The sequence below is a fragment of the Bradyrhizobium sp. WSM471 genome (assembly GCF_000244915.1).
GTDB lineage: Bacteria > Pseudomonadota > Alphaproteobacteria > Rhizobiales > Xanthobacteraceae > Bradyrhizobium.
In genome coordinates this window covers 6,870,847-6,883,460 of sequence record NZ_CM001442.1, presented here as the reverse complement: position 1 = coordinate 6,883,460, position 12,614 = coordinate 6,870,847, and the positions used below count along the sequence as shown (strand labels likewise).

Here is a 12,614-nt window from a genome sequence, read left to right as displayed (position 1 = left end):
GATGTCCATTTCGGGCAAGGTCGATCCGGTGGTGCGTCCCGTCGCGGCGACCGATATCGCCGAGGCGCTGGTCGAGGGCCTGCGTGATTTCCAGGCGCTGCCGCTTTACGGCCTCTGCTTCGGCGGGCTCTACGCCGCCGGCGGCATCGCCATCATGCTGTGCTTCACCGCGTTCGGCATGGTCTATCTGGTCTATCCGCTGGCTGCCGGCTTCGCGCTGCTCGGGCCGTTCGTGGCGATCGGGCTCTATGAAGTCAGCCGCCGTCGCGAGCGCGGCGAGCCCGTCTCGCCCGGCGCGATCTGGTCGGCGGTGCGCGCGCGCAGCGAGATCGGTTGGATGGCCTTCGTCACGCTGTTCGTGTTCGTGGTCTGGATGTATCAGGTGCGGCTTCTGATCGCGCTGCTGCTTGGCCTGCATGCCTCGTTCTCGAGCCTGCAGGAATTCATGACGGTGGTGCTGACCACGAACGAGGGCTTGCTGTTCCTCGGCATCGGCAACGCGGTCGGCGCGGTGCTGTCGCTGATCCTGTTTTCGCTGACCGTGGTGTCGTTTCCGCTGCTGCTCGACCGCGAGGTCGATTTCGTCACGGCGATGGTGACGAGCGTGCGCGCGGTCGTGGCGAGTCCGGTGCCGATGATTGGCTGGGCCGCGGTGATCGTGATGGTCCTGATCGTCTCGGCGCTGCCGTATTTTCTGGGGCTGGTGGTGACGCTGCCCGTGCTCGGGCACGCGACCTGGCATCTTTATCGGCGGATCGTGGTGCCGGTGGCGTAACAGTCAGCCGGACGCAACGGCAGCGAGCTATTCGCCCGTTGCCAGCCGGCGCGCGCCGGATGAGGTCAGTTCGAGGTCGCCGAGGCGCCTGATCGCATAACCGAGGTTGGTCAGGCGCTCGCCGTGCGCTTGCGGGATTTCGCCTTGCGCCTTGCCCTTGCCGATCTCGGCCAAGGACGCAAATTCATCGGCGCTGAGCGCAACGCTGCTGTCTGCCATCAGGCAACCTCGTCGGTCCATACCTTGAAATTGACCAGCTTATTCGGACCGAAGGTCTGGGTGATCGGGACGTCCGCGGCATCGCGTCCTTGCGCGATCAGCACGCGGCCGATCCGCGGCGTGTTGTTGCGGGGATCGAACATGTGCCAGCTTCCGCCGAGATAAGCCTCGAACCAGCCGGCGAAATCTCCCACGGCCCAGGGCTTCGGCGTGCCGATGTCGCTGAGATAGCCGGTGCAGTAGCGTGCCGGGATGTTCATGCAGCGGCAGAACGCGATGGCAAGATGAGCATAGTCGCGGCACACCCCCTTGCCTTCGTCGTAGGCCTCCCGCGCCGTCTTGGTTGCGCGTGCGTGCTCATAGCCGAAAGCGATGTGACGATGAACGAAATCGCAGATGGCCTGGACCCGCGCCCAGCCCGGCTGAGTGTGCTCGAACAGTTGCCATGCGATATCCGACAGGCGGTCGGTTTCGCAGTAGCGACTGCCGAGCAGATAGACGAGCGTGTCGGTCGGCAGCGCCTCGACGGCGTGCTGAGCTGCGTTCGGAAACGCCGGGTCGGGCAGGCCGCTGTCGCTCACGACCCCATCGCCGGCAAGGCGAAAGGCGCCGGCCGGCGCCACGATCCGGCTGCACCAATTGCCGAAGAGGTCGCGATAGGGGGTGATCGGCACCGAGGGTCTCGTGGTCAGCAGGTCGGGCACGATGACGTCGGAGGCGCGGGTGAAGTGCGTGCCCAACACCATGATCATAGGCGTGGGCTGCGGGAATTCGTACAGCATCTCAAACCCGACGCGGAGCTTCATACGATTTTCCCTTGGCTAAGCTCGTAACATGGCTACGAAGCGGCCGATCACAAGGCTTTGACGGCCTATTCGGTCGCGCGGGGCATTTGGCGCCTCAAAAGCGCGACACGGGCGAGAAAACGATAGCTAATTGCTGCGATTGCGCGCACGGTGCGGGAATGTCGAAAGATCTGTCGTTTCTGCGCCTATGCAGCGCCACGACTATTCGCGCGACGTGAAGCGCCTCATTCCCTCGCACCGGCGGAGCCGACTCGTAGCGACGTCGTAACAGCGGTCGTCGCGCATATTGCCCGCTCCAGCGGGTGAGTTGGACGCGGCAGCCTCGTGCCGCAGACGCCTGAAGGTTTCACCGCGATCGATCATGAGATCGAACGCCAACCGAAAGCACCCGATGCAAACTCAACCGATGCAAGCTCTCTCGCCACGGCACGTCAAGACAGAAGAAGCGCTCCGGCTCGGCGTCGAGTCGGGCTGGTACGCGATCAAGGTCAGCGGGACCTTTGTCTCTGGTCCGCACGATTCGGAAGCGGATTGCAGTCGCAAGATCGACGAAATCAATCCACCTCCGGTGAAGAAGAAGCGATGACGGCGCGGAGTTCGCCCGCTACGGCGTCTTGATACCCATCGCCTTCAACGCTTCCAGCATCTGCGCCGGCGGCGCCATCTTGATCTGCGGCGCCTTGCCCGTTTCCAGCAGGCTCTTCAGCCCCGACAGGATTGCGGGCCAGCCGGTGCGGCCGCCGGACAGGATGTCGTCGCTGAGCGAACGATCGTGACGTTCGCTCATGGTGAGGCGGACGGCCTCGCCGGCTTGTTCGATCTCGTAAGTGACAAGCGTGGTGCCGAGCTTCGCGACGAGGTCGGGCCAGTTGACGTTCCACGTCACCGTCAGCTTGTTCGGCGGATCGCATTCGAACACATCGCCCGAGATGTGTTCCGATCCGTCAGGCGCGCGCACGACGAATTTGCCGCCGAGTCTTGGCTCCAACTCAACCGCAAAGCCGGAAAAATATTTGCGGCTGAACTCGGCGGAGGTCAGGGCCTCCCACACCTTGTCCGGCGTCGCGGCGATGTAAATGGTGTAGACGGTGAGCGGCTTGAAGTGATCGAGTTTCATTTTGCATCGAATCCCTTGTTGAGGGCTGCGCGCGGAATGGCCAGCTCTTTGCCGCTTTCCAGCAGGCTCTTGAGACCGGACAGGATCGCCGGCCAGCCGTTGGAAACGGCGCCGAGATATTTGCCGCCTTCGACGAAGCCGTCATGCAACACGGTCAAACGCACGAGCGAGCCGAACGGTTCGATGGTGAAGACCACCCGGGAGATCGGTTCGCCGCGCAGCTCTTCGTATTTCTGGTGCTTGAAGCTGTAGGACAATCGCCGCGGCGGATCGGCTTCGAGGATCTCGCCGGAATCGGTGGTCTCGCCGTCCAGCAGCAGCGCGAAAGGGGAGCCGATTTTCCAGTCGGATCTGACCTCGGCGCCGAACCAGTATTGCTTGGTGAACTCGCTCGATGTCAGCGCCTCCCACAGCCTCGTTGGCGTGGTCTCGATGTAGGTGACATAGACGAATTGCGGATTACTCATCACGCTTCTCCAACTGGCGTTTCAACTCGCCGAGTGCGGCGAGCTTGCCGCGCTCGAATTTCTTGATCCAGCGTTCGCCGATCTGATGGATCGGAACCGGATTGAGATAGTGCAGCTTCTCCCGGCCGTGCCTGATGGTCGTGACCAGATTGGCCTCTTCCAGAATCGCAAGGTGCTTGGTCACCGCCTGGCGCGTCATCGCGAGACCTTCGCAGAGCTCGTTCAGCGTCTGGCCGTTCCTGGCGTGAAGCCTGTCGAGCAGCGACCGTCGTGACGCATCGGCGAGCGCTTTGAAGACCTCATCCATGGCTGCGATAATAGGCAACCGAATGGTTGCCTGTCAAGATGGTGATGCAGCGCGCGGTGCTCGTGTTCCTGGAGACGCGAGACGAAGACGTGGGTGACGGCGGCGCTGGACGGAAAATGAGTGCCATGCATTAATGCCCCAAACCGCTGTCAGCGAGTCCTCCCCATGATGTCTCTGCAAGCCTATCTCGCCTTCCTTGCCGCCTGCGTCGCGCTCGCGCTGCTGCCGGGGCCGATCGTCACCCTCGTCATCGCCAACGGCCTGCGCCACGGCACGCGTGCGGCGCTGACCAATGTGGCCGGTGCGCAGGCCGGCCTCGCCATCGTCATCGGCATCGTCGCGGTCGGCCTGACCTCGCTGATGGCGACCATGGGCTACTGGTTCGACTGGGTGCGCTTTGCCGGCGCCGCCTATCTGGTCTGGCTCGGCGTCAAGCTGATCTGGGCGCCGGTCGAGGGCGTCAATGTGGACCAGCCGCCGGCGCCGCCGCGCGGCGGATTCTTCCTGCAAGGTTTCCTGGTGCTGCTGTCGAACCCGAAAGTGCTGGTGTTCTTCGGCGCCTTCATCCCGCAGTTCATGGACATGAACCGCGACCACTTCCCGCAGGTCGCGCTGCTGGGCGCAACCTTCATGGTCACGGCAGTGATGACGGACGCGCTCTACGCCATCGCCGCCGGGCGCGCTCGAAAGTTCTTTTCGGCTCGCCGCACGCGCATGATGTCGCGCATCTCCGGCGGCTTCATGATCGGCGGCGGCATCTGGCTGGCGCTGACCAGGGCGAAATAGCCGCCATCGGGCTAATCGACCAGCCTCTGCGCCCGCAGCTCCAGTTCGATCTCCGCAAAAATCCCCGCCAGCCGCTCGGCCCATTGTTGCTGGCCGGACTGGTCGGCGATCAGATCCTGGCGGATCTCGATGCCGGTGTTGACGAGGCCGCGGGCTTCGCCGTGCACGGGGATGGTGTAGTCGGTGAGGTCGTCCACCGCGTAGGGCTCGTTGTCGCCGACGACGAGATCGCCCTGGCCGCGCAGATGCTTGAGCAGCAGCTGCGGCAGCACGGTGTCCCGATTGTAGAGCGCGCCGATGTGCCAGGGACGCGCGACGCCGGCGTAAACGGGGGTGAAGCTGTGCAGCGACACCAGCACCGTCGGCCGCTTGTCGTGCACGCGGCGGTCGATCGCGGCATCGATACGGCGGTGATAGGGCTCGAAAATCTCGCGCCTGCGCGCTTTGCGCTCCTGCTCCGAAATTCCCTCGTTGCGCGGGATCGCGGTTGCTTCGGAAATCACGGGGATCGAGCTCACGGCGGCGGGCGGGCGGTTGCAGTCGATCACCAGCCGCGAATAGCGCTGGGCGATCAGATGTGCGCCCAGCATCTCTGCCAGCCGGTCGGCGACCCCCGCGATGCCGATGTCCCAGGCGATATGCCGCGTCAGCTCGCCTCCCGCGACGCCGAGATCGCCCAGCGCAGCCGGCAGGACCCGTCCGTAGTGGTCCGAGGTGAGCAAAAAAGGCGACGTCCCTTGCGCATTCACCTCGTGCACCGGGGGGACGTCACCCTCGCCGAGGAGTTGATTGGTCGCCTCGATTGTGTCTAAAGCCATCCTGATTGCCTAATGAAACAGCAGTCACCCCGAAGAATCGGGCGGGATTGCTATAGATTGGTCCGCCCGACATCACCATGATTGCCTGACGATGCCGCTGCTGACGATTCATCACAAGACCGAATATCGCTACACCCGCCCCGTGGCGTTCGGCGAACACAGGATCATGCTGCGTCCGCGCGACGGGCATGATCTGCGCGTGCTCGACTCCAGGCTCGAGATCTCACCCGAGCCGATGTCGCTGCACTGGATCCACGACGTGTTCGGCAATTCCGTCGCGATCGCGAATTTCGACGAGCGCGCGGCCACGCTGGTCTTCGACTGGCACGTCACCGTCGAGCACAATCCGGTGGAGGAGTTCGCGCTGACGCCGGACGACTCGGCCTATTTCTATCCGTTCGCGTATGACGACGAGGAGTTTCCCGACCTCGTCCACTACATCACGCCGCAATATACCGATCCCGACGGCGAGATCGCGGAATGGGCGCGCGGCTTTCTCGACGAGGACGCGCCGACGCCGACCTTCAAGATCCTGAGCGGCATGACCCACGGCATCCGCGAGCGGTTCAAGTATCGCAAGCGCCACGAACTGGGCACGCAGCATCCGCTCGACACCTTGCAGTCCGGTAGCGGAACCTGCCGCGACTACGCGCTGTTCATGATCGAGGCGCTGCGCCATCTCGGCTTCGCCGCACGCTTCGTCTCCGGCTACATCTTCCTGCCGGAGGATATCGAGCAGCGCCATGTCGGCGGTGGTTCGACCCATGCCTGGGTGCAGGTCTACCTGCCGAGCGCGGGCTGGATCGAGTTCGATCCGACCAACGGCATCGTCGGCACCCGCGATCTCATCCGCGTTGCGGTCGCACGCGATCCGCGCCAGGCGATCCCGCTGCACGGCGTCTATATCGGCCCTGCGGGCGCGTTCGACGCCATGGACGTGACCATCAGGGTGGTGTCGGACGAGCAACGCAGCGGCGAGGAGCTGGAGGCGGAGGTTTCGTAGCCGCTCACCGTCGTCGTCCTGGCGAAAGCCAGGACCCATTACTCCGACTGTCAGCGTGGTGCGACGGCCATAGCGTTGCCGTTCCCATGTTCGGTGGCTATGGGTCCTGGCTTTCGCCAGGACGACACTGGAATGTGTGGCGCTGTTGCTCCGCATCATTCGCAGCTATAGAGCCCCCATGACCTCCAATCGTCTTTTCGTCTACGGCACGCTGATGCGCGGCTTCGATCATCCGATGGCGCGGCTGCTTGCGGGCCACGCGGATTTTCTGGGTGAAGCGACCTGCCGTGGCCGGCTCGTTCTGGTGAAGCATTATCCGGGGCTGCTGCTCTCCGATGTGCCGTCCGACCGCATCCACGGCGAACTCTTTCACCTGCGCGTGCCCGACGAACTCTTGCGCGAGCTCGACATGTACGAGGCTTGCGGCGAGGGCTTTCCGGAGCCGACCGAATATCTGCGCAGACTGGTCGACGTGACAGACGCAGATGGCGTGACGGCACCGGCCTGGACTTACATCTACAACTGGCCGGTCACCGATCTGCCGCGCATCGAATCCGGCCGCTTCCTCGATCACTAGGCCGACAGCACTTCCTTCACCGCGCGCACATCGACCTCGCGCTCGACATAGGTCCACTCCTCGGTCCGCCTGAGCATCGCCACCAGCTCCTCGAACAGCGAGGCGTGCGCGGGCGCGAATTCGAACCAGGTCAGGAAATCGAAGGGCCCGCCGAGGTCGCGGCAATGATAGAGCTGGCGTGCAATTGCGGGCAGGTAGCGCAGGCTGCTCGCGATGTGATGCGACTTGTCCTCGAAGATCCTGCGGCGCTCTTCCTGGGTCAGATCCCACCAGGCCTGCGACTTGCGGATTGGGATCAGCGCCGCACTGGTCGCTTCCAGCCGGCCGAGGCCGGCTTGCACGGCAATGAGCTGCTGCTTCTCGGCGCGCTCGGTGTAGCGCAAGCTGCTTGCGGCGCCGACCAGCCGCCAGGCATTGCGCGAGGGCACGAGCGGCAGCGCGATGGCCTCGCTGTCGGTGACCGACAGCGCCGGCATAAAGGGCAGCGGCTCGCCCGTCACCGGGGAAATCGAGGTGATGCGCCAACCCCCGCTCTGGCCGCCTCGGAAGGTCCTGAACATCGCCCATGGAGGCGTGGAACCGGGCCGGGTTCAAGGCCTCTGTCGAATCTTCGACCTGTGAATAGCCGGGAGAAGCCCCAAGTGCTTCGTATTTCCCGGGGCCATCCTTATATGCCTATTCGTTGGCAAAACGCCCGACTCACCCCAGAAATCAATCTGATGCGCTTCACGCCCCAATTCCTCGACGAGCTGCGTGCCAGGCTTTCGGTCTCCGAAGTCGTGGGCAAGCGCGTCAAGCTGAAGAAGGCGGGGCGGGAGTGGAAGGGACTGTCGCCGTTCCAGCAGGAAAAGACGCCGTCCTTCTACGTCAACGACCAGAAGGGTTTTTACCACGACTTCTCCTCGGGCAAGCACGGCGACATCATCAGCTTCATGATGGAGACCGACGGCCTGCCGTTCGCGGAGGCCGTGGAGCGGCTCGCCAACATGGCGGGCCTGCCGCTGCCGGCGGTGACGCCGGATGCGGCGCGTCAGGAGCAGCGGCGCCGCTCGCTGCATGACGTCATGGATCTTGCGGCAAAATTCTTCGCCGAGACGCTGGCCTCGCGCGTCGGCGCCAAGGCGCGCGGCTATCTCGCCGACCGCGCGATCTCGCCGGCGACGCAATTGCAGTTTCGGCTGGGCTATGCGCCGCCCGATCGCTTCGCGCTGAAGGAGCATCTCGGCAAGCTCGGCGTCTCCGTCGACGACATGGTCGAGACCGGCATGCTGGTGGCCGGCAACGACATCCCGGTGCCCTACGATCGCTTCCGCGATCGCGTGATGTTTCCGATCACGGATCTGCGTGGCCGCGTCATTGCCTTCGGCGGGCGCGCGCTGGAGAAGGACGTTCCGGCCAAGTACCTGAATTCGCCGGAGACGCCGCTCTTCCACAAGGGCGACAATCTCTACAACCACCAGACGGCGCGCAAAGCCACCCATGACGGCAGCGCGCTTATCGTGGTCGAAGGCTATGTCGACGTCATCGCCATGGTCACCGCGGGCTTTGCCGGCAGCGTGGCGCCGCTCGGCACCGCGCTCACCGAAAACCAGCTCGCGCTGCTCTGGAAGATGGCGGACGAGCCGATCCTCTGCTTCGACGGCGACCGCGCCGGCCAGAAGGCGGCTTATCGTGCCGCGGATCTTGCCTTGCCGTTTCTCGCGCCGGGCAAGAGTCTTCGTTTTGCGCTGCTGCCGGAGGGTCAGGACCCCGACGATCTCGTGCGCTCCGGCGGTCGCGGCGCGATCGAGGAGGTGATCGCGGCGGCGCGTCCGCTCGCCGAGATGATCTGGTCGCGCGAGCTCGAAGGCGGCAATTTCGCCACGCCCGAACGTCGCGCAGCACTGGAGGCGCGCATCAAGGAGCTCTCCAACGGCATCCGCGACGAGGTGGTGCGGCGCTACTATCGGCAGGATCTCGCCGAGCGGCTTCAGCGCGCCTTTGCCCCCGAAGGCGGGCGCGGCGGCTTTGGCGGCGGCCGTGGCAATTTCCGCCCCGGGCCCGGCGGTCGCCAGTTCCAGCCCCGCGGTGGGGGCGGCGCGAATCGATTCGGCGGCCAGGGATTTGGGGGCCGCCGCGGCCCGCCCGGTCCGATCCAGCTGCCCTCCGGACCCTACCAGGCGGCGAGCGCGCAGCTCGCGGCAAGCCCGATCATGCGCGGCCAGCGCAGCGCGATTTCCCGCCGCGAGGCCCTGATCCTGCAAATCCTGATCAACCATCCCTGGCTGCTGCACGACCATCTCGAGGAAGTCGCGGCCCTGGAGCTCGCCCATCCTGAGGTCCACAAGCTCCGGGCCGGCATCATCGCCGCCTTCGCCAACGACCATCACCATTCGCCGGACCCCGGGGAGCTGGCCGAGAAGATGCGCAGTGACCTTGAGAAGGGTGGATTTTCGCAAGCGCTTCAACGGGTTGAGGGCGGCATCACGACCGCGGCGGTGTGGGGCGCCCGCGAGGGCGCCGCACGGGACGACGTTCTCTCCACCTGGCATCAGCTGGTCGCCTTGCATCGGCAGTACCATTCACTACTTAGAGAGCTGAAAGACGCCGAGATGGCCTTGGGGGAGGATCCCAGCGAGGCCAACATGGCGTGGCTGCGCGACGTCAAGGCTCGGATAGGCGAAGTCGACGGCACCGAGGCCCTGATCGAGGGTTTTGGCGAGCTGTCGGGCCGGTTCCAGAAGAGCGTGTGATGAAAGAATCATGCGGACGGCCGGGACCGGAACCGCTAAAAGACTCGCCAAATCCGAGGTTTGGCGGCAAAAACAGGGTTAATCGAGGCTTAACGGTCTTGTAGCACTTTGGCCACCAGGCGGCCGCAGGCAGAACAGACGCGTCAGGAATGAATCCGCGCAATTGCTGTTGGCACTACACCTGCTTCCGCTGCGACAAAGAGGCTCTACGAAGCGTTAGGCAAATCCGGCGAGTGAAAGGTCGGGGGTGGCGACAAGAGGTCCGCGCCGCCCTTTCCGTGTCGAGATCTGACGAAGCGAGAGCATCGAGCAACAGGTTCAAGTGATTTCACGCGGGCGCGGCGAACGTCTGTGTGAAACGCGTTTAGGAGCAATGGATGGCCACCAAGGCAAAGACGCTGCAGGCGAAGGACAAGGAAAAAGACGACAAGGCAGCGGACGCGCCGGAGAAGGACTCCCAGGACGCGCCCTCGCCGTTGCTCGATCTGTCCGACGCGGCCGTGAAGAAGATGATCAAGCAGGCCAAGAAGCGCGGCTTCGTGACCTTCGATCAGCTCAACGAAGTTTTGCCGTCCGACCAGACCTCTCCCGAGCAGATCGAGGACATCATGTCCATGCTCTCGGACATGGGCATCAACGTCACCGAAGCCGACGATAGCGAAGGCGAGGAAGACAAGGACGAGAGCGGCGAGGACGAGACCGACAACGAGCTCGTCGAAGTCACCCAGAAGGCCGTCACCGAGGTCAAGAAGAGCGAGCCGGGCGAGCGCACCGACGATCCCGTGCGCATGTATCTGCGCGAGATGGGCACCGTCGAGCTGCTGTCGCGCGAAGGCGAAATCGCGATTGCGAAGCGCATCGAGGCCGGCCGCGAGGCGATGATCGCAGGGCTGTGCGAAAGCCCGCTGACCTTCCAGGCCATCATCATCTGGCGCGACGAGCTCAACGAAGGCAAGATCTTCCTTCGCGACATCATCGATCTCGAAGCCACCTACGCCGGGCCCGACGCCAAGGCCGGCATGAACAATGCGATGATCGCGGGTCCCAACGGCGAGACCGGTGAAGCGACGGCCGAAGGCGGCCAGGTCACCGGCGCCGCGCCCGCGCATGTCGCGCCGCCGGCCGCACCGCCGGCGCCGACCCCGTTCCGCGCCGCGCCTGCGCCGGGCAATGCCGGCGAAGCCGCGAAGGATCCCGCGGAGTCCGCCGCCGAAGCCGACATGGACGAGGACGACGAGTTCGAGAACCAGATGTCGCTTGCGGCGATCGAGGCCGAGCTCAAGCCGAAGGTCGTCGAGATCTTCGACAAGATCGCCGACAGTTACAAGAAGCTGCGCAAGCTGCAAGAGCAGGACATCCAGAACCAGCTCGAGAGCACCTCGCACGGCCCCTCGCTCTCGCCGCACCAGGAGCGCAAATATCGCAAGCTCAAGGACGAGATCATCGTCGAGGTGAAGTCGCTGCGCCTCAACCAGGCGCGTATCGACTCACTGGTCGAGCAGCTCTACGACATCAACAAGCGCCTCGTCTCGCATGAGGGCCGCCTGATGCGCCTTGCCGACAGCCACGGCGTCGCGCGCGAGGACTTCCTGCGCAACTACACCGGCTCGGAGCTCGATCCGCGCTGGCTCAACCGTGTCTCGAAGCTGTCGGCGAAGGGCTGGAAGAACTTCGTCCATCACGAGAAGGACCGCATCAAGGACCTCCGCCACGAGGTGCATCAGCTCGCGGCGCTGACCGGCCTCGAGATCATCGAGTTCCGCAAGATCGTGCACTCGGTGCAGAAGGGCGAGCGCGAAGCCCGCCAGGCCAAGAAGGAGATGGTGGAAGCCAACCTCCGTCTCGTGATCTCGATCGCCAAGAAATACACCAACCGCGGCCTGCAGTTCCTCGACTTGATCCAGGAAGGCAACATCGGCCTGATGAAGGCGGTCGACAAGTTCGAGTACCGCCGCGGCTACAAGTTCTCGACCTACGCGACGTGGTGGATCCGGCAGGCGATCACCCGATCGATCGCCGACCAGGCGCGCACCATCCGCATCCCCGTGCACATGATCGAGACGATCAACAAGATCGTGCGCACCTCGCGCCAGATGCTCAACGAGATCGGTCGCGAGCCGACCCCGGAAGAGCTGGCCGAAAAGCTCGGCATGCCGCTGGAGAAAGTGCGAAAAGTCCTCAAGATCGCCAAGGAGCCGTTGTCGCTGGAGACGCCCGTCGGTGACGAAGAGGATTCACACCTCGGCGATTTCATCGAGGACAAGAACGCAATCCTCCCGATCGACGCCGCGATCCAGTCCAACCTGCGCGAGACCACCACGCGCGTGCTGGCCTCGCTCACCCCGCGCGAAGAGCGCGTGCTGCGCATGCGCTTCGGCATCGGCATGAACACCGACCACACGCTGGAAGAAGTCGGCCAGCAGTTCTCGGTGACGAGAGAGCGTATTCGTCAGATCGAGGCGAAGGCCCTGCGCAAGCTGAAGCATCCGTCGAGGTCGCGGAAGCTGCGGAGCTTCTTGGATAACTGAGCGCGAACATCGATTCAAAGCAAAACGGCGGGCCAAGGCCCGCCGTTTTTGTTTTAGCTTCCGCTCTCGCCCCGTCATTGCGAGCGGAGCGAAGCAATCCATCGCGCAGCATGTGGAGACGTGGATTGCTTCGCTTCGCTCGCAAAGACGTGGATGGGGCTGAAGCCTACTTCTTCTTCGCGCCGACCCGCTCGAGGTTCTTGATCTCCAGCGCCGGGCGGCCGGATTTTTCGGCGATCTCGCGGTCCTGCTCCATGATGTAGGCGCGGGCCGGCTCGTCGCCGTCGAGGCCGCCGAGCAATTCGGCGGGGACGCGCCGGTTGGAGCGTTGGGAGCCGTCTTCATAGAAGACGTTGAAAAAGGCGAATTCGCCCTTGGGATTGGTTCCGGGTTTTTTGGCCATGGCCGGCTTTTCGTCGATCAGGGGGCCATAGTCAAATGACTTTGGCAGGTTTCCGGGGGCTGGCCGCGGGGCGCTG

At 64.1% G+C, this 12,614-nt stretch carries 15 protein-coding genes; 7 read left to right on the top strand and 8 right to left on the bottom strand.

Annotated elements, in window-relative coordinates:
• The first annotated feature begins 1 nt into the window (after position 1).
• Complete coding sequence (locus tag BRA471DRAFT_RS31355) at positions 2–775, top strand: DUF2189 domain-containing protein (protein WP_007614665.1); 774 nt, start codon at positions 2–4, stop codon at positions 773–775.
• A gap of 27 nt (positions 776–802) precedes the next feature.
• Here the strand turns inward: BRA471DRAFT_RS31355 and BRA471DRAFT_RS31350 are convergent, their stop codons facing one another.
• Positions 803–994 carry a hypothetical protein gene (locus tag BRA471DRAFT_RS31350; RefSeq protein WP_007614664.1) on the bottom strand — a complete coding sequence of 64 codons (192 nt, stop codon included), beginning with the start codon at positions 992–994 and terminating at the stop codon, positions 803–805.
• Positions 994–1,800: a transglutaminase family protein gene (locus BRA471DRAFT_RS31345; RefSeq protein ID WP_007614663.1), complete on the bottom strand. Its 807-nt coding sequence runs from the start codon at positions 1,798–1,800 to the stop codon at positions 994–996. The genes BRA471DRAFT_RS31350 and BRA471DRAFT_RS31345 overlap by 1 nt, the downstream gene beginning before the upstream one ends.
• A gap of 361 nt (positions 1,801–2,161) precedes the next feature.
• On the opposite strand from BRA471DRAFT_RS31345, the gene BRA471DRAFT_RS31340 reads away from it, so the two are divergent.
• Positions 2,162–2,386 (top strand): hypothetical protein, encoded by a 225-nt coding sequence (locus BRA471DRAFT_RS31340; protein ID WP_007614662.1) that lies wholly within the window; start codon positions 2,162–2,164, stop codon positions 2,384–2,386.
• A gap of 18 nt (positions 2,387–2,404) precedes the next feature.
• On the opposite strand, the gene BRA471DRAFT_RS31335 is transcribed toward BRA471DRAFT_RS31340, so the two are convergent.
• Genes BRA471DRAFT_RS31335 through BRA471DRAFT_RS31325 form a run of 3 tightly spaced genes read right to left on the bottom strand, consistent with a single transcriptional unit; the run spans position 2,405 to position 3,691 of the window.
• Positions 2,405–2,917 (bottom strand): SRPBCC family protein, encoded by a 513-nt coding sequence (locus tag BRA471DRAFT_RS31335; protein ID WP_007614661.1) that lies wholly within the window; start codon positions 2,915–2,917, stop codon positions 2,405–2,407.
• Positions 2,914–3,384, bottom strand: a complete 471-nt coding sequence (locus BRA471DRAFT_RS31330; RefSeq protein ID WP_007614660.1) for an SRPBCC family protein — start codon at positions 3,382–3,384, stop codon at positions 2,914–2,916. Before BRA471DRAFT_RS31330 ends, BRA471DRAFT_RS31335 begins: the two co-directional genes overlap by 4 nt.
• On the bottom strand, positions 3,377–3,691 hold the full coding sequence (locus BRA471DRAFT_RS31325; RefSeq protein ID WP_007614659.1) for a helix-turn-helix transcriptional regulator: 315 nt from the start codon (positions 3,689–3,691) through the stop codon (positions 3,377–3,379). Before BRA471DRAFT_RS31325 ends, BRA471DRAFT_RS31330 begins: the two co-directional genes overlap by 8 nt.
• A gap of 165 nt (positions 3,692–3,856) precedes the next feature.
• Between BRA471DRAFT_RS31325 and BRA471DRAFT_RS31320 the strand changes: the two genes are divergently transcribed.
• Positions 3,857–4,477: a LysE family translocator gene (locus BRA471DRAFT_RS31320; RefSeq protein ID WP_007614658.1), complete on the top strand. Its 621-nt coding sequence runs from the start codon at positions 3,857–3,859 to the stop codon at positions 4,475–4,477.
• An 11-nt stretch (positions 4,478–4,488) separates the two neighbouring features.
• Here BRA471DRAFT_RS31320 and BRA471DRAFT_RS31315 read toward each other — a convergent pair whose 3' ends face one another.
• A complete protein-coding gene (locus BRA471DRAFT_RS31315) occupies positions 4,489–5,295 on the bottom strand; it encodes an N-formylglutamate amidohydrolase (protein ID WP_007614656.1) in 807 nt (268 codons plus the stop codon).
• A gap of 91 nt (positions 5,296–5,386) precedes the next feature.
• On the opposite strand from BRA471DRAFT_RS31315, the gene BRA471DRAFT_RS31310 reads away from it, so the two are divergent.
• Complete coding sequence (locus tag BRA471DRAFT_RS31310) at positions 5,387–6,298, top strand: transglutaminase family protein (protein WP_007614649.1); 912 nt, start codon at positions 5,387–5,389, stop codon at positions 6,296–6,298.
• 178 nt (positions 6,299–6,476) lie between these two features.
• On the top strand, positions 6,477–6,875 hold the full coding sequence (locus BRA471DRAFT_RS31305; protein ID WP_007614647.1) for a gamma-glutamylcyclotransferase: 399 nt from the start codon (positions 6,477–6,479) through the stop codon (positions 6,873–6,875).
• On the opposite strand, the gene BRA471DRAFT_RS31300 is transcribed toward BRA471DRAFT_RS31305, so the two are convergent.
• Positions 6,872–7,435: a chlorite dismutase family protein gene (locus BRA471DRAFT_RS31300; protein WP_007614646.1), complete on the bottom strand. Its 564-nt coding sequence runs from the start codon at positions 7,433–7,435 to the stop codon at positions 6,872–6,874. The genes BRA471DRAFT_RS31305 and BRA471DRAFT_RS31300 overlap by 4 nt on opposite strands.
• Before the next feature lie 159 nt (positions 7,436–7,594).
• Between BRA471DRAFT_RS31300 and dnaG the strand changes: the two genes are divergently transcribed.
• A complete protein-coding gene (gene dnaG / locus BRA471DRAFT_RS31295) occupies positions 7,595–9,607 on the top strand; it encodes a DNA primase (RefSeq protein WP_007614645.1) in 2,013 nt (670 codons plus the stop codon).
• 377 nt (positions 9,608–9,984) lie between these two features.
• Positions 9,985–12,135 carry an RNA polymerase sigma factor RpoD gene (gene rpoD, locus BRA471DRAFT_RS31290; RefSeq protein WP_007614644.1) on the top strand — a complete coding sequence of 717 codons (2,151 nt, stop codon included), beginning with the start codon at positions 9,985–9,987 and terminating at the stop codon, positions 12,133–12,135.
• Positions 12,136–12,301: 166 nt separating this feature from the next.
• Here rpoD and BRA471DRAFT_RS31285 read toward each other — a convergent pair whose 3' ends face one another.
• On the bottom strand, positions 12,302–12,538 hold the full coding sequence (locus BRA471DRAFT_RS31285; RefSeq protein ID WP_007614643.1) for a hypothetical protein: 237 nt from the start codon (positions 12,536–12,538) through the stop codon (positions 12,302–12,304).
• Positions 12,539–12,614: the final 76 nt, after the last annotated feature.

Coding starts and splice junctions, on each gene's coding strand:
- BRA471DRAFT_RS31355 (WP_007614665.1), top strand. CDS start 2: ATGTCCATTTCGGGCAAGGTCGATCCGGTGGTGCGTCCCGTCGCGGCG.
- BRA471DRAFT_RS31350 (WP_007614664.1), bottom strand. CDS start 994: ATGGCAGACAGCAGCGTTGCGCTCAGCGCCGATGAATTTGCGTCCTTG.
- BRA471DRAFT_RS31345 (WP_007614663.1), bottom strand. CDS start 1,800: ATGAAGCTCCGCGTCGGGTTTGAGATGCTGTACGAATTCCCGCAGCCC.
- BRA471DRAFT_RS31340 (WP_007614662.1), top strand. CDS start 2,162: ATGAGATCGAACGCCAACCGAAAGCACCCGATGCAAACTCAACCGATG.
- BRA471DRAFT_RS31335 (WP_007614661.1), bottom strand. CDS start 2,917: ATGAAACTCGATCACTTCAAGCCGCTCACCGTCTACACCATTTACATC.
- BRA471DRAFT_RS31330 (WP_007614660.1), bottom strand. CDS start 3,384: ATGAGTAATCCGCAATTCGTCTATGTCACCTACATCGAGACCACGCCA.
- BRA471DRAFT_RS31325 (WP_007614659.1), bottom strand. CDS start 3,691: ATGGATGAGGTCTTCAAAGCGCTCGCCGATGCGTCACGACGGTCGCTG.
- BRA471DRAFT_RS31320 (WP_007614658.1), top strand. CDS start 3,857: ATGATGTCTCTGCAAGCCTATCTCGCCTTCCTTGCCGCCTGCGTCGCG.
- BRA471DRAFT_RS31315 (WP_007614656.1), bottom strand. CDS start 5,295: ATGGCTTTAGACACAATCGAGGCGACCAATCAACTCCTCGGCGAGGGT.
- BRA471DRAFT_RS31310 (WP_007614649.1), top strand. CDS start 5,387: ATGCCGCTGCTGACGATTCATCACAAGACCGAATATCGCTACACCCGC.
- BRA471DRAFT_RS31305 (WP_007614647.1), top strand. CDS start 6,477: ATGACCTCCAATCGTCTTTTCGTCTACGGCACGCTGATGCGCGGCTTC.
- BRA471DRAFT_RS31300 (WP_007614646.1), bottom strand. CDS start 7,435: ATGTTCAGGACCTTCCGAGGCGGCCAGAGCGGGGGTTGGCGCATCACC.
- dnaG (WP_007614645.1), top strand. CDS start 7,595: ATGCGCTTCACGCCCCAATTCCTCGACGAGCTGCGTGCCAGGCTTTCG.
- rpoD (WP_007614644.1), top strand. CDS start 9,985: ATGGCCACCAAGGCAAAGACGCTGCAGGCGAAGGACAAGGAAAAAGAC.
- BRA471DRAFT_RS31285 (WP_007614643.1), bottom strand. CDS start 12,538: ATGGCCAAAAAACCCGGAACCAATCCCAAGGGCGAATTCGCCTTTTTC.